Here is a 20,037-nt window from a genome sequence, read left to right as displayed (position 1 = left end):
TAAACATAGAAATAAAAAATCTCTAAAAAAGCATATATACCGCTATGCTTAGATAGAGATTCTTTTATTAAAGGCATTTTCGATTAAAACTATTTTTCAACATTTAGAACTGCTGTTTCTCCAGCTACTGCCGATCCTGATTCAAGCGGATTTAATGCGCTGTAACTTTCGTAATTTGAAATAATTACTGGCGTAATAATTGATTTTGCGTTTGCCTTTAAGAAATCGTAGTCGTATTTGATTAATGGGTCTCCTACTTTTACTACTGCTCCCTCTTCAGCGATTCTTTCAAATCCTTTTCCTTCCAGTTGAACTGTATCCATTCCAAAGTGAACAAAAATTTCGATTCCAGAAGGCGTTACTATACTGAAAGCATGATTAGTATCAAAGATTTTTTCTACTCTTCCAGAAGCTGGCGCTAACATTACACCTGATGCAGTTGGTTCGATAGCAATTCCATCTCCTACCATTTTTTGAGCAAAAACTTCATCAGGCACTTCTGATAAAGGTAATAAGTTTCCTGAAATAGGAGCTATTACTTTTCCCTCAAATTCCTGTTTCACTTCTTCACCTTTGTTCCCTTTTTTGAATAAATCAAATAATCCCATTCTAATTCCTCCAATTTATTTATTTTATATTTAATTATCTTAATTTTATGTTACCATATATAATCAAATTAGTCAAATTTTTCTTCTTAATCCATAAAATTTTTTTATTATTGTCAATTTGATTTTTTCAAGCTGTTTTTCAATATTTCCAAATTACTTTTCGCATGTTTATCTCCAAGCGCCGCAGCCTTTAAAAACCATTTCTCCGATTCCTTAAAATTTCCTTCATTTCCGAAAATCATTCCTAGATGGTTCATTGCATTAATATCGTCTTTCCACGCCATTTGCAAATAAATGTCTTTTTCCTTTGCTGTCTGTCTAGTCGAATTATAAAATGTCAAAAGATTTTCCTTTGCGCCTTCACAGTTCTTTTCAATCGCCATAAGGTAATATTTCTCAGCTTCTTCAGTTTTCCCATTCTGTTCATATAAAATTGCTAAATTGTTTAAAGCGTCGTAATCTTCATTTTCAATCGCAATCAAATAATACTTTTCAGCATTTTCAAAATCATGCTGACTGGCATAAAGATACCCCAGATTATTCGCAAACTCATAATCCCCTGCCTCAATAGCTTTCAAAAACCATTTTTTGGCATTTTCATTATCATAACTGTTTTGAAAAATCAGACCAATTTCATTCATAGCCTTTGTATCCCCAGCCTGTATCCTTTTCATATACTTCTCAAGCAATTTATCCATCCCATTTTTTTTCATATATCTTTCACCATCCTTTCTAAATTTTATATTTTTTATTCATATCTTTAAAACTTCTTGACAAAATTTTGCTTAACATTATATTTTATGTATATTGATTACCATAATTAAACTGATAAGCTCTTATTTAAATACTTCAAAATTAATTTTAATTTATAAACTAAATAATTTATCAAAGGCATTTTTGGATAATTCAATAAACTTCAATAGTTCTGCATGAGTAAAAGTTGCTTCTTCCCCTGTACCTTGCAGTTCAATAAATTCACCTTTGTCATTCATTACAATGTTCATATCCACATCGGCTCTTGAGTCTTCTTCGTATTCTAAGTCAAGAAGCAATTCATTCCGGACCTTCCCGACGCTTATTGCTGCAACTTTTGATTTTATTGGGATATCTTTTAATTTTCCTTCGTCTATCAGTTTTTCAATTGCCAGTTCCAAAGCAAGATAAGCTCCTGTAATTGAGGCTGTTCTTGTACCGCCGTCTGCCTGAATTACATCGCAGTCTATCATTATTGTTCTTTCCCCTAATTTCTCCAAGTCTATTGCGGCTCTTAGGGCCCTTCCGATTAGACGCTGGATTTCCATAGTTCTTCCAGAAAGTTTTCCTTTTGTTGATTCCCTTTGGACACGTGCATTTGTTGCTCTTGGAAGCATGCTGTATTCTGCTGTTACCCATCCTGAGCCTGTTCCTTTCAGCCACCTAGGTATTTTTTCCTCAACTGTTGCATTACAAATAACTTTTGTGTTCCCAAATTCCATTAAAACTGAACCTTCTGGATGAATAATGTAATTTTTTGTCACTTTTACTTCTCTCATTTCATCATTTTTTCTATTATTTTTTCTCACATTTTCTCCTAATTTATTTTCCATTTTATTTATTTTTATAAAGTGGAAATTTTTCCGTTAACTTTAAAACCTGCTCTTTTACCTGAGCAATTTTTTCACTGTCATTTATATTTCCTAAAACAGTTAATATAAATTTCGCTACCTGTCTTGTTTCTTCTTCCTTAAATCCACGAGCTGTGATTGCAGGTGTTCCCAGTCTTATTCCACTTGTAACAAATGGTTTTTCAGGATCATTTGGAATAGCGTTTTTATTACAAGTTATTCCAGCCTCTTCCAATTTTGCTTCGGCTAATTTTCCTGTAACTCCCATTGGACGTAAATCAACCAGCATTAAATGGTTGTCGGTACCGCCGCTTACAATTCTAAGCCCACCTTTTACCAATTCTTCTGACAGAATTTTAGCATTTTTTGCCACTTGTTCCTGATATTTTTTGTATTCTGGACTAAGTGCCTCTTTAAATGCAACCGCTTTTGCCGCAATTATATGAACTAATGGTCCCCCTTGTATTCCTGGAAATATTGTCTTATCAATTTTTTTAGCAATTTCTTCATCATTTGTTAAAATTATTCCACCACGAGGCCCTCTTAAAGTTTTATGGGTTGTTGAAGTTACCACATCTGCATATTCTATTGGATTTGGATGGAGTCCTGCAGCTACAAGTCCAGCGATATGAGCCATATCTACCATTAAATATGCCCCAATCTCATCAGCGATTTCCCTAAATTTTTTAAAGTCAATTGTTCTTGAATAAGCGCTTGCTCCTGCAACTATCATTTTAGGCTTTTCTCTTAATGCAATTTCTCTGACTGCCTCATAATCAATCAGTTCTGTTTCAGGATTTAGACCGTATTCGAGTCCAATGTAATTTTTTCCTGAAAAATTGATTTTATAGCCATGTGTCAAATGTCCACCAGCACTAAGGCTCATTCCCAGAATTTTATCTCCAGCTTCAAGCAGTGCAACATAAACTCCCATATTTGCTTGGGATCCCGAATGTGGCTGCACATTTGCATATTTTGCCCCAAATATTTTTTTCAATCTTTCAATTGCAAGGCTTTCTACAACATCAGCATTTGCACATCCGCCGTAATATCTCTTTCCAGGGTAACCTTCTGCATATTTATTTGTAAATACAGAACCTGCCGCCTCCATCACGGCCTTTGAAACAAAATTTTCAGAAGCGATTAGCTCAATTCCTTCCTCCTGTCTTCTTTCTTCTTCCACAATTGCATTGTACACTTCTAAATCCACATCTTTTATATAGCTCATCCTAGTTTCCTCCTAATTTTATTGAAAATCAAGCAGTTCTTCTGCTAGACAAAATATAGCTTTTAACTTTTTATCGTTTTATTTTATAACCTGTATTTTTCTATAGTTGTAATGAAGCGCTTTTACCAAGTCATATTCAAACGGCGAATTCAAATCTCCGTACTTTATGCTGAGCATAGAACGTGCATTCAGTCCTGTCACAACAGGTCTTGTAAATCCATAAACATTTTTGTCAAATACGCCTGTATCAAAAAACAGTTTTTTTTCAGCAATACCACGTACCGCACCTTCTCCAGCAGAATCTATGGCACTTCCAAAGGCATCTCTCAGGTTGCTTGGTCCAAACATGGGCAGCACTAAGTATGATCCTGTCCCCATTCCGTAATGTCCTAACGTATCTCCCATAGTTTCTGGGTCTCTTTTCATTCCCATATTTTTAGCGACATCAGCCACTCCCAGGATACCAGCAGTGGAATTTACCACAAATCTTCCAAGCGCGTTTGCAGCCTTTCCAGGTTTTAACTGCAACAGTGAATTTACAAATGTCGGTATTTCACTAAAATTCTGATAGAAATTTGAAATTCCCTTTCTAATTGGTTTTGGCACTACTGCCGAATATACACGTGAAGCTGGATAAAGCACTTTTCTGTCAAGCTGCGTATTAAAGGCATACATCCTTCTATTTAAAGGCTCCAGCGAATCATTGATTCCTGTTAGCTGAAACACTTGGCTTGAAACAATGTAATCTTCATTCAGTTCTTCCAGATTTGTTGCAAGAACTCCGTATCCATCCTGCTCAAAGGCAATATATCTGTTGGTATCTATCTTATTTTTCTTTACAGCTATATTTGTACGTGAAACTTTGTCAAGATTTTTTCCAGACGCTTCAGCGACCTTTCCATCTACAAATTCAATATAAATATCGTCATTTGCTTCTCTTTCAGTTTCTTCAGCAAACATCACTGTTTCCTCATTTTTCAGTTCACTTCCCTTTGAATAAGAAACTGCCGTGGCAGTAAGCAACGCCATCAGCAATATAAATTTATTTTTCCCTGCCATTTTTTATTTTTCCTCCAATTTATCTACCATTAATTTTGCCACGTCAGCATGCCACAAGACTCCAGTATGCCCTCCAAACGGTATTAAAACTTTGTTTGAAAACGTGTTCTTTATATAATCCAAGTCATCATTTGAATACAGAACGTCATTTGTTGATGTTATAAATATGATGTTTTTATTATTTCTGTTGATAAAATCCTGATTGCTTCTCAAATCAAATTCATTTATAAAATCATTAAAATCAAGATTAGGATTTTTATATTTTTTTAAATATGGATATAATATTTCCTTAGCATACTCATCAAATGAAACAGACAATCCTTCCCTAAATTCCTGAGTAACTGAATCAAATCTTTTATATGACTTTTTATCGGATAGCCTTCCAACAGCATTATTTCCGCTAAAAACTTCCCCCGCAAAAGTCATGTTTGCTGAATAGAATCTAAACAGAAGTCCTGTCAGCACTTCAAAATCCTTTTCCTCAAGCCCCAGCTTTCCTAACGAGGATGTCAAGTTTGAAAACTCGATGTCCTTTATCTGAATTGACTTGTCATACATAAGTCTGCTAAATATTGTATCCAAATATTTTTCCAAGCTTCTTGCATCGTAAATTCCATTTTTTACTAAAAAGCCGTCCAAATTTTGTGTCGCAGTCAGAATGCTAACTGGCGAATTTAACATAAGCGACTTATTTATTCCTATTCTTCTATTTTTTTTGGAATCCAGCTCGTGAATTTGAAGTGACTGGAATCCACCTAGGCTGTAACCTCCGATATACACTCTTCCATTTAATTTCATGCCATCAGCCTTTTCCTTTGAAATAGCCTTTTCCACCAGATCGTACAGTTGCACAGTTTCATCTTTTATGTAGCCTGCATATGCATTTTTACTCTGACTTACTATATAGGGCATTGTTGTTGGTGAACTGAAGGCGATTACGTTGTATCCTCTGTCATAAAATACATTTGCCATGTAAAGTGACATTCCGCTGTTGTAAAGCGACCCTGTTCCTGAAATTATAATCATTAACGGCGCTTCCTTCTTTTGAGTCCAGACACCGTATTCATAGTCACTCCATTGTCTAAGTATTTCTGGAATTGTCTTTGTCGTCTTAAATTTCCTTACTTTAGGTCCTTTCGGATTTTTGAACTTGTAGTGCTGTTCTGAAGGCGTTCCAAGAACAGTCGCCATTATTGCGCTATCCTTATATGGATAATCGCTTGCAATTTGTGATATATCTGTTTCAGCAACCCCAATAGCCGAAAACACAAGCATCATTATTAAACCTAATAATTTTTTTAACATAATCTCCAATTTATGTGAAAACTTTTTCACATTTCTCCTTTCCAATTTTCAAAAGTTATACTTTTTATTTATTTTACCTATATTCTATCAAAAATATCAAAAAATTTCCAGTAAAAAAGTTTATTAAATTACACGTCCACCGAAACAATTTTAGTTTCCCCAATTTCCTTATTCATCGTAACCCCGTAAAGTCTATGAGAACCCTTCATTGTTTCCTTATTATGAGTAATTAATATAAACTGCGATTTGTCAATAAACTGATGCAGAAGCTCTACAATTTTTTTTGTATTTTTTTCATCCAGAGCCGCCTCAATTTCATCAAAAAAAGTAAATGGACTCGGCTTAAACATAAAGATTGCCATTATAAAGGATACTGCAAGCATTGATTTTTCGCCACCTGAAAGTAAAAGTAAAGTCTGTTCCGGCTTATTTTTATATTTTACACTAAGTTCCAAGCCAGTTGTAAGCAAGTTTTCAGGATCTGTCATCTTTATCAGTCCCTTTGCTCCATTTAAAATAGTTTCACACATATACTGAAAATTTTTATTTATTTGTTCATAAGCCATAAAAAATTTACTTGTAACTTCCTCTTCAATTTCCTGAATAAACCCAAGCAATGCCTCTCGGCTTTCGAGCAAATCTTTTTTCTGTGCGGCAATATTCTGATACCGCTCATTTTCATGCTCAAATTCTTCAATTGAGGCAAGATTCACTGCTCCAATGTCAGTTCTGCTTCTCTCATTTACTGCCAGTTTTTTCTTTGTCGCCATCAGCTCATTCTCATCAGCAATTTCAAAATATTCCTCGTTTTCAAGAATTTCTTCATTTTCCAGTTCCTTAAATTCAGCCAGCTGAAACTCCAGCTCACTTTCGTTTCGTGTTATTTTTTCAATGATTTTTTCATAGTCATTTTTATGTTTTAACATATTTACTTCAATATCTTTGATTTCACCAATAAATTTTCGCTCTTTTTCTTCAATTTCATGAATATTTTTTTCAATTTTTTGAATTTCGCCTAAAATATTCTCATTTAATTTCTCATTTTCAGAAATTTCATTTTTTTTATCAGAAATTTTTACAGATAATTCTTTTCCTAACATTTCCCTTTTCTTTTCAAATTCAGCCAGTTCTGCCTTCTCATTCAAAAGCTTCTTATAATCAGATTCAATTTCTGCAAAACGATTTTTATTATTGTCTGTTCTGACCTTCAAAATTTCATAATCTCTGTCGGCAACATTCAATTTCTGAATAAATTCATCAATATTTTCAAAATTTTTCAAATTTTGATTCAAATTTTCAATTTTAAGATTATTTTCTTCAATATTTTTTTCGATTTTTTGAATTAATTCCAGATTTTCCTTTATTTTAGTTTCTTTTTCCAAAATAAATTTCTCATTTTCAGAAATTTCATAGTTTAAAGTATTGATTTCCCGCTGTTTTCGACTAAATTTAATATTAAAATCATCGTAGTTTTCATTAAACACCTGATATTCATTTTTAAAATTCTCAAATAATTTTTCTGTTTCTGTCCTTTCTGCCTCAACTTTTTCAGCTTCCAAAACTATTTCCGATAATTTTTTCTCAAATTCGTCAAAGTTCTTTTTATTTTTTTCAATTTCGCTTTTCAGATGTTTCAATTCCTTTTTTCTCTCGAGAATTTCATCCTTACCCCTAAACGAATGCCCTCCCGTCATTCTCCCGCGAGAAGTGATAATATCCCCTTCAAGCGTAACAATTCTGTCATTAAATCCTTTTTTCAAAAGCTGTGTTCCAACTTCCAGATTTTCCACAACAACTGAATTTCCATACACAAACTGAATAACTTTTTCTATATTTTTATTTACAAATTTTTTATCAATTTTCACAATATTCCTTGCAAAATCAATAATTCCATTTTTTCCTTTTGCGCTTGAAATTATATTTTGAATTTCCTCTTCTGACATTTTATTTTTAAAGTCGCTTTGCCACGAAACATCATCAATTGTAGGCAGGAAATCATTCATTTTAGAAACACGAATATTTTCAATCGGTAAAAATGAAGCTCGTCCCAGCTTTCTTTCCTTCAGGATTTCAATACATTTTTTCCCAATTTCACTGTCTTTTACGACAATATCCTGAAACATTCCACCGGATAAAGTCTGTACTGCTTCCTCAAATCCCGCTGGAACATCAATCAAATTGACAAAAGCACCAATTACTCCATCAATTTTTTCATTCAGAATATGTTTTATGCTTCGATTAAAAGTTTCATTTTTCTCAATAGCATCTGAAATCGCCTTTTGTTTAACCTCAAAATTCTGAAGTTTGTAGCTAATCTCATTTTTCTGTTTATTAATTCCAGAATATTCCTTTCTCAATTCCTCTGTTTTTTCATTGAGCTTCTGAATTTTCAGCTCTTTTTCAAGTTTCTGCTTCTCATTTTCTGATTTTTGCATTTCAAAAATCTGTTTTTCTTTATTTATTTTGTTAAACTCGGCTTCTGCAATACTTTTCTCAGCGATATGCCTTTTATTTTCAGTTTTCGCAGCCAGAACTCTTTTTTCCAAATCCTCATTTTCTCCAGCGACTTTTATTTTATCCACTTCAAAATTAGAGTTCTTTTGTGTCCGTTCTCTCAGTTCAAGCGTGATTTTATCACTTTTCTGCTTCAATTCTCCAACTTTTGCTTCCCACTCAGCCTTTTCCTTTTCTTTTTCAATCAAATCCTTTGTTATAAGCTCAAGCTCATTTCTAGACTTATTTAAAATCTCTTCTTTTTCAGCAATATCCTTTTCCAAAATATCTTTTCTCTTAGCTTTTTCATTGGCTTCCGTTTCCAAATTGGAATTTTGATTCACTAGCGTTGAATACTCGTCTTTTAAAGTTTCCAAATTTTTAAAGTTTTCGCTATTTTCATTTTTTTGACTTTCCAAATTTTTGTACAATTCTTCCCGAATTTCATTAGTTCTTTGAAGTTCCGCCTGTTTTTCTGAAAAATTCTTTTCACTTTTTTCTAATTCTTTCTGTATTTCCTGACTTTTTTCCTCATATTCATATTTTAGCGAACTTTTTTCATTGACATTATATTCCAGTACCATAAACCTTTGAACATCAATCTTTTTTGTATACTCCTTAAACAGCCTGGCCTTAGCCTGTTCATCCTTCAAATAGTCAACTCGCAGCTTTAATTCCTTTTCTACATAATCAATTTTTTCAATTTCATTTTTTAAGTCCTGCAGCTTTTTCTCAGACTCTTCCTTCTCAATCTTAGCCCTTTTGACTCCAGCCGCCTCTTCAATAATCTCCTTTAACTCCTTTGGAGAAGAGCCAATAATTCTCTCTACACGCCCTTGCCCAATTATCGAGTAAGCCTGCTTTCCAATCCCAGTATCCATAAAAAGATTATGAATATCTTTAAGCCTGGATTTCTTGTTATTTATTAGATACTCATTTTCTCCAGTCTTAAAAATTCTTCGAGTAATCTTAACCTCTGAAAAATCTACATCCAGATATCTATCCCCGTTATCAATAATAAGACTGACTTCCGCCATAGACTTTGGCTTTTTATTCTTCCCGCCAGAAAAAATAATATCCGAACTCTCTTTCGCCCGTATGTTCTTATAACTCTGCTCTCCCAAAACCCACAAAATCGCATCCAGAATATTACTCTTTCCACTCCCGTTAGGCCCAACAATTGAAGTAATCCCATTATCAAACTCCACAACAGTCCTATTCGCAAATGATTTAAACCCTGTCAGCTCCAATGCTTTTAAGTACATCTTTTCTCTCCTAATTTTTTAACTCTTTTTTATTTAATGTAATTTTATCATACTTTCCTCTCCTAAGCCACATTCTTCCCTAATATTTTCTCCAATTTCTTCAATTACAACACTGCTTTTTCGCTCATTTACATCATAACGAATATAAATGGTTGAAGTATTTTCTGTAACATATTCTGTTTCTTTATTATCAAAATTTACCTTTTTACGTTCAGTATACTTCCCAGTTATCCCTTCTTTATAATAAAACGAATCTTTTGGAGCCAAAAAAGCGTTAAAAAAGTGCATATCCTTTAACTTTCCCTTCTCAATCTTACCATATTGAAAATAAAATTTAAAATCTTTTAATTCTGATATTTCTCTTTCGGTATTTTTATAATAAAATTTATCATTTCTGTATACAATATCAAAAATTTTATCATTTAATTTATACTTTCCTTCCCAAACATTATTTTTTTTCTCCAAAATCAATTTCATCAAAAAATTATTTTTACGAATTTCCAGCCTGTAATCCTTCTCACAAAAATCATTCAATTTATTTTTTTTATATAATTTTTCTATATTTTCTTCTATTTTTGCAATTTCATTTGATATTTTTGTTTCGTTATATATAAAATAAATTAATAATAAAAACAGCAGTAATAATATAATTGTTAATATTGGCAGTATTTTTTTCATATCATTTCCTTTTAAAACTTTATTTTATATACCTACACTTTTCACCTAAAACCAACTCACCATTTTCTGTTTCAAGTCGCATTTGATAATATAACGGCTCTATACTTTGATAATATACATCTATTTTTATATCTCCTTCTAAATTCCAATCTGAATCTTTAAAAAATTCCTTGAATGATTTCTTATCTAAATATTTTCCACGAAAATATCCTTCATTTGGGGTATAATCGGATATAATTCCCATACTTACTTCTTCTGTTGTCTCCAATTCATCATATTTTATTATGTCACTTTGAAAATACGGTATAAAATCTTTTATTTCTTTTCCTGTTTTAGAATCATAATATTTTTCATTTTCATATACAATTTCTGTTTCTACCCCTATTTCATTAGTTGATTTATAATACTTTCCAGTCCATTTGTTTTTATCTACTTTTCGTAAATTTAATGTTTCACTATGCTCAATTCCGTTTTCAATATAAACTTTTCCAAGATGATAATAATCTGTACAAAAAGTATTTATAGTTTTATTTTTATTATTATAATGGGACATAATAAATTTTTTTGTTTTTTCAGAAGTTTTATAATCATAAAATATTATTACATATAGCAAAATGAATAAAACAAATAGAATAAACAAAGTGATTAAAATAAATTTTTTCATTTTCATGGCTCCATTAATAAATGTAAAAAATAACATTCATTACTTTCTCTCAAAAATTTAAAATCATTATCTCCCTTTTCCAAAAATCACAATCGTAACTGTCTTTAACAATATCTTCACATCAAACAAAATATCGTGATTTTTTATATAATACAAGTCATACTGCAATTTTCTGTAAGCGTCTTCAATGCTCGCTCCATACGGATACATAACTTGTGCCCAGCCAGTAAGCCCCGGTTTCACAGTGTGTCTTAAATTGTAGTACATAATTTCCTTTTCCAGCTGCTTTATAAAAAATTCTCTTTCTGGACGTGGCCCCACGAAGCTCATTTCTCCACGTAGCACATTCCACAGTTGTGGCAATTCGTCAATTCTTGTAAGACGCATAAATTTTCCAAATTTTGTGACACGATTGTCATTTTTTGTAGCCCATTTTGGTCCATCTTTTTCGGCATCAGTTGTCATTGAACGAAATTTTACTATTTTAAATGGCTTATTTCCTTCTCCAATTCTTTCCTGTATAAAAAATATTGGTCCTTTTGACTCTATTTTTATTATTATTGCCGCAATAATCATAATCGGAATCACACAAACTCCGATTAAAAGTGCGAAAATTATATCGAGAATACGTTTTGCCTTCAAGTTAAAGCTGTTGTAGTAAATTTCAAATCCTGTATTTTCCAAAAACCATTTTGGACTCAAGTTTGAAACTGGCAATTTATTTTCGTATATTTCATAAAATTCCAGATAGTTATAATACTGTATTCCCCCAAGTTTATACTGCAAGAGTTTATCCACAAGCTTTGTATCGTATAAAAGATTGCTTGTAAAATCCACAATTATATCAACTTTTTTATTTTCACATAAATTCAATAATTTTTCTGTTAAAATATCCATAGTCTTTTCTTCTTTTAAAAAGTCTGATAATTTATACTGACGATCTTTCTTTATACTTTCCAATAGATCCTGTGTATACCCATTTTCACCAACAAATACAATTCTTTGCTTTTCAGCTAATCCAATCATTATAATATAACGATAAATAATCTGAAACATTGTAATCAGCCCAAACAGAATTATCGCCTCATTCAAAATAAATATACGCAAAAATGTTGTAATCATAACAAGAATAAAGTTAATTCCAACAATAATCACAATATCCCGTAATCTATATCTTCCTGCCATATTATAAACATTCGCCACATAATAAATTACCATAGAACAAATAATCACAATAACATTTGTAAATCCAAGTCCACGATTTATAAGCAACAGTCCTATAAAATACATTAAAATCATCAATATTCCAAATAAATAGGAATAATTTTTTTTCATTCCACTTACTGCCATTCTACACTACACTTCCTTTTTTTATTTTTTTAAAAATATATTCAATTACTAAAATCTTCATCATTTTTTAAAATTTATTTTTCCATTATTTCATATTTCATCTTAATCTTTTTTCTATAAAACGCGAGCCCAACGCAGACAATTCTGCCTGTTCCTCTATTTCTTAATTCCACATCGTACTCTTTCTCTTTTATCTGTTCAAACCCAGTTTTTGCATAATTTTCCAGCTCATTCTCGTTATTTACAGCTTTAAATTCAAATATATACGCTGGATTTATTTTGTTTTTTGGTTCTAAAACTAAATCTGCCCTTCCATAGCCACTTTCTCTTTCTGATAGTCTAATATAGTCATTTGCAAGTATTATAAATATTCCAATTAAAAATATTTTGTAATACTTTTCATCTTTTTCCGTGTCAAAATAACTAAGTGAGGAAAGTATCTCGTCTTGAAGCCCTTTTGCAAACTCTTCTATTTTTCCATTTTTTAAATTCTCTACAATATTTGAAAACTGTGTATAATTTCCAACAAATCTATCTATAAAAATTTTTCTAAAAAAAGTTTGTATTTCTTTATTTGGAAGCCTTAATGGATAGAGTTCCCCCTTTTTCTCGCCATCAGTTGTCAAATATCCGCTGTACAAAAATAATTCCCATATATCACTTGCATTAAATACATATTCCATATACTCATTTATTGCCTTATAAACTGTTTTTCCCACAAAAAGTTTTTCTAGATCTTCTATTACTTTTTTATCTGCTTTTCCTAATAAATCATATATTGTCTTATTTCCTGAAACGCCTATCCAATAGGGACGTAATTTTTTTTCATCCAAAAAGTTAATAATCGACCAAGGATTATAAATTTCAGTTTCTCCAAACTGATAACCGTCATACCACTCCCTTACATCTTCCATCTCGTATTCCAGCCCATAATATTTCACAGCTTCAACAACTTCATTTTCAGTAAGTCCATAATACTCTGAATATTTTTCGCTAAAGATATTGTTTACCTTCAAATTATTTAATCCTGAAAAAATTCCTTCTTTTGCAATTCTTAATATTCCAGTCATAATTCCAAACTGCAAATATTCATTATCTTTCATTGCATCTCCATAAAACTTCTTAAAAAAAGAAATTGCCTGTTTATAATATCCCTCCTGATAAGCCTGAATTATCGGCGTATCATATTCATCTATCAGCACAACAGCTTTTTCCCCATAATATTCATACAAATATTTTGTCAATGCTTTCAATGAGCCTTTCCAATCTGCTATATTTTTATTAAACCAGACATTATCAAAATAAAATAATTCTCTTTCATCCATTTCTTCTCTTATGAATTTAAATTCATCATATATATTACTTATTAATTGTCTAATTGCAATATGAGAATTTTCCCAACTAACCTCTTCCATGTTCCTAAAACTTATATATATAACAGGATATTGCCCCTGCTCCTGCATGTGTTCACTTTCAGAAATACTTAATTCTTCAAATAATTTTCGGTTTTCTTCTTTATTTTCTATATCGAAAAAATATTTAATCATTGACATATTAAGGGTTTTTCCAAATCTTCTTGGACGTGTGAATAAGTTTACTTTTGCTCTGTAGTGTAAAATATCTTCAATTAGCTTTGTTTTATCAATATAATAATAATTATTTTCTACAATTTCCTTAAAATCGGACACCCCTATTGGCAAAGGCTTTCTATTTCTAGTCTTTTTTTCTGCCATATTTCTCCCTCCATTTATTCATTCCAGCTAAAAAATTATATATTCTATCTAATATTTCACTTGTAAAAAATGATAGTAAAAATACTATTAAAAACGTAATAATTATATATAAAAAATAATTCATTCTGGATTTTAATATTCTTTCGCAAAAAAATAAAAAAATCGGATGAATTAAATAAATATCATAAGTTTTTGCTGATATAGGCTTTATAATTCCTTTTACTTTGCCTAAAACTTTTTCTCCATCAAAAATATTTACAATATAATCATAAAGAAAAACTGTGGCTATAAATACACTAACTGAGTGATAATCGTAAAAATAGTCAAAAAATTTTCCACTTGATTTTGTAAATATATATGTTAAAAAGACAGTTAGTGACACTGCTATTAAAAAACCTGTATATTTTTTCCATTTTTTCATATTCAAAGGCTTTTTTGCAAGTAAATAGCCAATTAAGAAGTAACCTACATATTGCCCAGCTGGAGAATATATTTTTATATTTTTCTTAAAAATCACATTTAGAAATGGTACTAAAATCATAAATATTATCCATATAAAAACTAGATAATTAATACTTTTTCTATCAATTTTTGCTACAACTTTTCGTAAAAACGGAGTTATCAAATAAAGCGACAATATCATATAAATATACCACAAATGATAGTAAATTTTTCCTTGAAAAAAGTTTGAAAAAAAATTATTATAACTTTCTTTCTGGAAAAAAATCAAAATTATAGTCTTATAAGTTGATTTTCTAAAAAAAACTGAAAATAATTCATTATCTTTAACACCTTTAAAAATTATTGTAAATATAAAAAAAATAACAGAATATACAAAAAACTTAGGAAGAATTTTTGCAAATCTTTTTTTAAAAAATATTTTCACATCCTCATCTTTTCTCAACAGAAAAAATCCACTAACCATAACAAATATCGGCACACACATTCTGCTAAATGAATCTGCAATATTTGCCATCATCCATCTGTTTCCAGATATTTTACCATAATTATATAGCTCGCTTGCAACGATATGAATAAATAAAACCATACTAATTGCAATGCATTTTAAAATATCAAAATTAAAAAATCTGTCTTTACTTTTAACCATTTATAAATCTCCAAATTTATCAATTTCCCTCAATAAAAATATAACTAATTTTACCATAATTCAGGCTATTTTTCAATCAGTTTTCCTTTATATAAATAGTCTTACGATTATAATTATTGGTCTCAAATACCAAATTTATATGATTTTAACAGTTTAATAGCTATTTTTATTTTTTAAATAAAACTTGCATTTTGAATAAATGCGGGTATAATTCTATTAGATAGTTTGATAATCAAAATTTTTATGATAAGGAGGAACGTGTTATGGGAATAAAACTTGACAATGTTTCTGAAACTATGCTTGTTACCTTATATGCACGTGCAAAAGATGCTAACAGCAAAAATCCAATTTTAAATGACAAAAAATCTTTCGAGATTTTTTCACAGCTGGATTATGATTTTTCAAAATTTCAAAAGGCCTGGGCTTCATACTATGGAATTCTGTCACGTGCAAAAGTCATGGACAATCAAGTAAGAAAATTTATGGAAAAATATCCAGATTGTGTGATTGTCTCCATAGGAAGCGGTCTTGATACTCGATTTTTAAGAGTTGACAATGGGAAAATACGATGGTATAACCTTGACTTGCCTGAAGTGATTGAAGAAAGAAAGTTATTCTTTGGGCCTAATGAAAGGGTTACTGACATTTCAAAATCGGCATTTGATTCGAGCTGGACTAAGGAAATTAAGTTAAATGGTAAAAAACTGCTTATCATTTCAGAAGGTGTTCTCATGTATTTTGAGGAAAAACAGATTAAAGAGTTTTTGGAAATGCTGACTGACAGTTTTGATTCTTTTGAAGCCCAATTTGACTTGCTTTATAAAGGAACAGTAAAAGCGACAAAACATCACGACGTACTAAAAAATATGGACGCAACTTTTAAGTGGGGAGTAAAGGACGGAAGTGAAGTTGTAAAATTAAATCCAAAATTAAAGCAAACTGGACTTATTAATTTTACCGATGAAATGAAATTGCATCTTCCTGGATGGAAAAAATTATTTATTCCGTTCTTCTATATTGTTAATAACAGACTAGGAATCTATACTTTTGAAAAATTTTAATTTTTTTCTTCAGTCTTTAGATTATGGTTTTCATTTAAATTTAGTAATTCTTTGTTAATAAAAATTTTTATTATATTTTTTAGTTTTTTCTCTTAATTAGAAAAAAGAGGAAACTATCGTTTTTATTCCAAAAATCACCACATTTCTAAATTTATTAATTCAACTAAAATGATTTTCAAGTAAAATTCTGTTAAAAAAAAGTCCTTTATAAACAAATGAATGGAGGAGTTATTATGAAAGAATTGAAATACTTGCTAAGTCTATCTGGTAAACATAGGATAAAGCTGATTTTTTCAGCAATATTCAGTATAATTGGTACAACATTATCTGCTGTCCCTTATCTTCTTGTGTATCAGATTGTTTTGGAGCTTTTTAAAACAAATATTGATTATTTGAAAATAAAGTTCTGTGTATTTATTGCAATATTTTTTATAATTGTAAAAATAATTATGCAAATTTTATCAGGTGTTTTTTCACATATTGCGGCTTTTTCAATTTTGTATAAGATTCGGATTGATTTGATTGAGCATTTGTCAAAGCTGAATATGGGGTTTTTTAAGAAAAATATGACTGGAAAACTGAAAAAGATTATTAATGAGGATATTGAAAAATTGGAACTCTTTATTGCACATCAGATTCCAGATTTATCATCGGCACTTGTAACTCCGATAATATTTTTAGGGATTATGATTTACTTTAACTGGAAATTGACACTTGTTTTATTTATTCCAATTATTTTGAGCATAATGGCACAGGGAAAAATGTTTCAAAGTTATGGAAGTCGTGTTGAACATTATTACACTCTTCTTGCAAACTTAAACGCTACTATTATGGAATACATAAATGCAATGAACGTTATGAAAGCATTTAATCTTACTGCTAAATCATTCAAGGATTATCGGGATATTACTCAGGAATATGCAGATTACTGGATTGAGCTTACAGAACTAAGTGTGCCGTTTTACTCGATTTTTCTCTGTCTAACTGATTCGGGGCTGCTTTTCATTATTCCCGTTGGCGGACTTATGCTGTTTTATAATCAAATTTCAGTATCTGTGTATATTTTATTTATTTTAATGAGTACAATTTTTTTAAGCTCATTAAAGGCATTATTTGACTTGGCACACCATCTTTCCGCATTAACTAAAGGGTTAGGGAAAATTATGGAAATCAATGGGGAACAGGAGCAAAAATCTGGAAACACAAATTTCCCTTCTAATTTTTCAGGTTTTATCAAATATGAAAATGTAAATTTTGCATATAAAAATAAAAATGTTATAAATGACTTTTCCTTGGAAATAAAGGCTGGAACTTCAACTGCACTTGTCGGGTCTTCTGGCTCAGGAAAAACAACGATAGGACTTCTGCTTGGAAGATTTTGGGATATAAATAGCGGGAAAATAACGATTGACGGAACTGATATTAAGGACTTCGCTTACACAGGATTGGCTGATAATGTTTCATTCGTATTTCAAGATACATTTATGCTTCACGACACTATTTTTGAAAATATAAGAATGGGGAAGGATTATTCGCTGGAAGAAGTGGAAAATGCAGCAAAAAAGGCACAAATTCACAATTTTATAATGTCTTTGCCTCAAAAATATGAAACTGTGATTGGAGAAGGCGGGATTAAGTTAAGCGGAGGGGAAAAGCAGAGAATTTCAATAGCTCGTGCCATTTTAAAAAATGCCCCAATTATTGTGCTAGACGAAGTTACTTCCTACTCCGACATTGAAAACGAAGCCAAGATTCAGGAGGCTTTACGTACTTTACTAAAAGGAAAATCTGCCATTATCATCGCTCACAGGCTTTACACAATAAAAAATGCCGATAATATCGTTGTAATGAATAAAGGACGTATTACCGAGCAAGGTACTCACAAAAAGCTTCTGCAAAACAAGTCTGAATACTGGCATTTATGGAATTTATATAGCGATAATGATTTGATGAAAAATAAGGAAATTTAGGGGGTGCAGATAATGATTAACGATATTAGAAATATAAAAACTCTTGCTGGAAATAAATATAAAAATTTGAAAAATCCAATATTTTTTCTAACAATAGACGCCTTATTTTATATGATGAACTATGCAATGTTTTATTTTACAATTATTGATTTGATGAATAATAATTTTACGATGAAAAAATTAATAATCTATACTTTTATTATGATTTTTGCAATTATTTGTAGATTTATATTAAATCGTATCGGATATATTGGGATTCAAACCGAGGGAGCTAAAATTATTCAGGATTTGAGAATCAGGATGGGGGATCATTTGAGAAATTTGAATCTGGGATACTTTAACAGTCATAACATTGGGAATATTATTAATATTATGACAAATGATTTACAAGATTTTGAGCAGGTTATAACTCACAGCACATCAGAAATTATAAAGTTATCTATACTGACAATTTATCTTCTGTTAATTATATTTGCAATTTCTCCCTTGCTTGCCATACTGCAACTAATAATCTCGCTGGCTGGATTAGTATTTGTCATTCTGGGAACGAAAAAAGGTGCAAAAATAGCATTGAAAAAGAAGCATACTATGGATAATGTTGTTTCACGGATGGTGGAATATATCGCTGGAATGGAACTTTTTAAAGCATATAATCTGACTGGGGAACGATTTAAGAGGTTAAAAGACAGCTTTAATGATTTGAAAAGGGAAAGTATAAATACTGAAATTGCTCTTGCCCCTTATGTTATGATTTTTCAGCTTATTACGGATATTTCCTTTGCCTTGCTTCTGCTTGTGTCTACACAACTTTTTATGGCTTCTTCCATTAATAAAGTGGAATTTTTTTCATACATAATTATTGGACTTTCACTTTCAAACGTGCTAAAAGCCTTTTCTACACAATATACTTTTATCCAATACTTGAAACTTGCCACAGATAAGCTGATAAATGTACATAATGAAAAGGAAATTTCCTATGAACTTGAAAAAGTTACTTTACCAAATTATAATATAAAATTTCAGAATGTAAATTTTTCTTATGAAAAAGACACTCCTGTTTTAAAAAACATTACTTTTGAAGCAAAACAGGGGACAAAAACTGCTCTAGTCGGTTCATCAGGTTCTGGGAAAACAACTGTTACCAGCCTTATTGCAAGATTCTGGGACTGCCAGTCCGGTGAAATTACCATTGGTGGAATAAATATCCAAAAAATATACCCTGAAGAGCTGCTTACAAATATAAGCATGATTTTTCAAGATGTCTACTTGGTAAATGACACTTTTGAAAATAACATAAGGCTGGGAAAACCAAAGGCTACAAAGGAAGAAGTGATAAATGCGGCTAAAAATGCCAATTGTCACGATTTTATAATGGAAAGCGAAAATGGATACGACACTATAATCGGAGAAGGCGGCTCTACTTTGTCTGGTGGAGAAAAACAGAGAATTTCAATCGCAAGAGCCTTATTAAAAAATACCCCAATTATCCTAGTCGATGAAGCCACAGCCTCTCTTGATGCCGACAACGAACACGAAATAAGAAAATCACTAAGTATTCTTACAAAAAGCAAGACTGTAATTACAATCGCCCATAAACTCAACACAATAAAGGATTATGACAAAATTATAGTTATGTCCGATGGAATAATCGAAGAAATTGGAAATCATAATCAACTTATGAAAAATAAAGGACGATATTATAAAATGTACATCGAAATGGAAAAGGCACAATCTGAATTTGAATTAATTTAATATAAAAAATATACCCAATCTCGAATTTTTTCAATCAAAAATTTGGGTATATTTTTATTATAGACTATTCTCCGTTTAAAAAGCAAAAATTATATTTTAATTATTTAGCAATACTAGGCTTTTATCCATTGCTAAAAAAATTCGTTGTTTAAATGGGAT

General features: G+C 30.9%; 15 protein-coding genes. 3 read left to right on the top strand and 12 right to left on the bottom strand.

The window, feature by feature from the left end; genetic code table 11:
* Positions 1 to 89: 89 nt before the first annotated feature.
* The 12 genes from FVE77_RS05410 to FVE77_RS05355 form a co-directional block, all read right to left on the bottom strand.
* Complete coding sequence (locus tag FVE77_RS05410) at positions 90 to 608, bottom strand: PTS sugar transporter subunit IIA (protein ID WP_026746461.1); 519 nt, start codon at positions 606 to 608, stop codon at positions 90 to 92.
* A gap of 113 nt (positions 609 to 721) precedes the next feature.
* The gene (locus FVE77_RS05405) at positions 722 to 1,321 is read right to left on the bottom strand and encodes a tetratricopeptide repeat protein (RefSeq protein ID WP_026746462.1); all 600 of its coding nucleotides are present in this window, start codon (positions 1,319 to 1,321) and stop codon (positions 722 to 724) included.
* Positions 1,322 to 1,474: 153 nt separating this feature from the next.
* Positions 1,475 to 2,170 (bottom strand): ribonuclease PH, encoded by a 696-nt coding sequence (gene rph, locus FVE77_RS05400; RefSeq protein WP_026746463.1) that lies wholly within the window; start codon positions 2,168 to 2,170, stop codon positions 1,475 to 1,477.
* 25 nt (positions 2,171 to 2,195) lie between these two features.
* Entirely contained in the window at positions 2,196 to 3,440 is a 1,245-nt protein-coding gene (glyA, locus tag FVE77_RS05395) for a serine hydroxymethyltransferase (RefSeq protein ID WP_026746464.1), read from the bottom strand.
* Positions 3,441 to 3,518: 78 nt separating this feature from the next.
* On the bottom strand, positions 3,519 to 4,499 hold the full coding sequence (locus FVE77_RS05390) for an MlaA family lipoprotein (protein ID WP_026746465.1): 981 nt from the start codon (positions 4,497 to 4,499) through the stop codon (positions 3,519 to 3,521).
* 3 nt (positions 4,500 to 4,502) lie between these two features.
* Positions 4,503 to 5,804: an alpha/beta hydrolase gene (locus FVE77_RS05385; protein WP_026746466.1), complete on the bottom strand. Its 1,302-nt coding sequence runs from the start codon at positions 5,802 to 5,804 to the stop codon at positions 4,503 to 4,505.
* Positions 5,805 to 5,932: 128 nt separating this feature from the next.
* Entirely contained in the window at positions 5,933 to 9,562 is a 3,630-nt protein-coding gene (gene smc / locus FVE77_RS05380) for a chromosome segregation protein SMC (RefSeq protein WP_026746467.1), read from the bottom strand.
* Positions 9,563 to 9,595: 33 nt separating this feature from the next.
* Complete coding sequence (locus FVE77_RS05375; RefSeq protein ID WP_026746468.1) at positions 9,596 to 10,240, bottom strand: hypothetical protein; 645 nt, start codon at positions 10,238 to 10,240, stop codon at positions 9,596 to 9,598.
* Between the two features lie 19 nt (positions 10,241 to 10,259).
* A complete protein-coding gene (locus FVE77_RS05370; RefSeq protein ID WP_232052967.1) occupies positions 10,260 to 10,904 on the bottom strand; it encodes a hypothetical protein in 645 nt (214 codons plus the stop codon).
* Positions 10,905 to 10,970: 66 nt separating this feature from the next.
* Complete coding sequence (locus tag FVE77_RS05365) at positions 10,971 to 12,254, bottom strand: exopolysaccharide biosynthesis polyprenyl glycosylphosphotransferase (protein ID WP_026746470.1); 1,284 nt, start codon at positions 12,252 to 12,254, stop codon at positions 10,971 to 10,973.
* 74 nt (positions 12,255 to 12,328) lie between these two features.
* A complete protein-coding gene (locus tag FVE77_RS05360; RefSeq protein WP_026746471.1) occupies positions 12,329 to 13,987 on the bottom strand; it encodes an AAA family ATPase in 1,659 nt (552 codons plus the stop codon).
* Positions 13,968 to 15,095, bottom strand: coding sequence for an acyltransferase (locus FVE77_RS05355; RefSeq protein ID WP_026746472.1), 1,128 nt, complete (start codon positions 15,093 to 15,095; stop codon positions 13,968 to 13,970). Before FVE77_RS05355 ends, FVE77_RS05360 begins: the two co-directional genes overlap by 20 nt.
* Before the next feature lie 263 nt (positions 15,096 to 15,358).
* Here FVE77_RS05355 and FVE77_RS05350 point away from each other — a divergent pair, with 263 nt between their 5' ends.
* The 3 genes from FVE77_RS05350 (at position 15,359) to FVE77_RS05340 (ending at position 19,878) form a co-directional block, all read left to right on the top strand.
* Entirely contained in the window at positions 15,359 to 16,156 is a 798-nt protein-coding gene (locus tag FVE77_RS05350; protein ID WP_026746473.1) for a class I SAM-dependent methyltransferase, read from the top strand.
* A gap of 233 nt (positions 16,157 to 16,389) precedes the next feature.
* Entirely contained in the window at positions 16,390 to 18,126 is a 1,737-nt protein-coding gene (locus tag FVE77_RS05345; protein ID WP_026746474.1) for an ABC transporter ATP-binding protein, read from the top strand.
* Positions 18,127 to 18,138: 12 nt separating this feature from the next.
* On the top strand, positions 18,139 to 19,878 hold the full coding sequence (locus FVE77_RS05340; RefSeq protein WP_026746475.1) for an ABC transporter ATP-binding protein: 1,740 nt from the start codon (positions 18,139 to 18,141) through the stop codon (positions 19,876 to 19,878).
* The last annotated feature ends 159 nt before the right edge of the window (positions 19,879 to 20,037 follow it).

This window comes from Leptotrichia hofstadii, from assembly GCF_007990525.1.
Taxonomy (GTDB): domain Bacteria; phylum Fusobacteriota; class Fusobacteriia; order Fusobacteriales; family Leptotrichiaceae; genus Leptotrichia; species Leptotrichia hofstadii.
The sequence above is the reverse complement of the archived record's forward strand: the minus strand, read 5'-3'. Positions and strand labels throughout refer to the sequence as shown.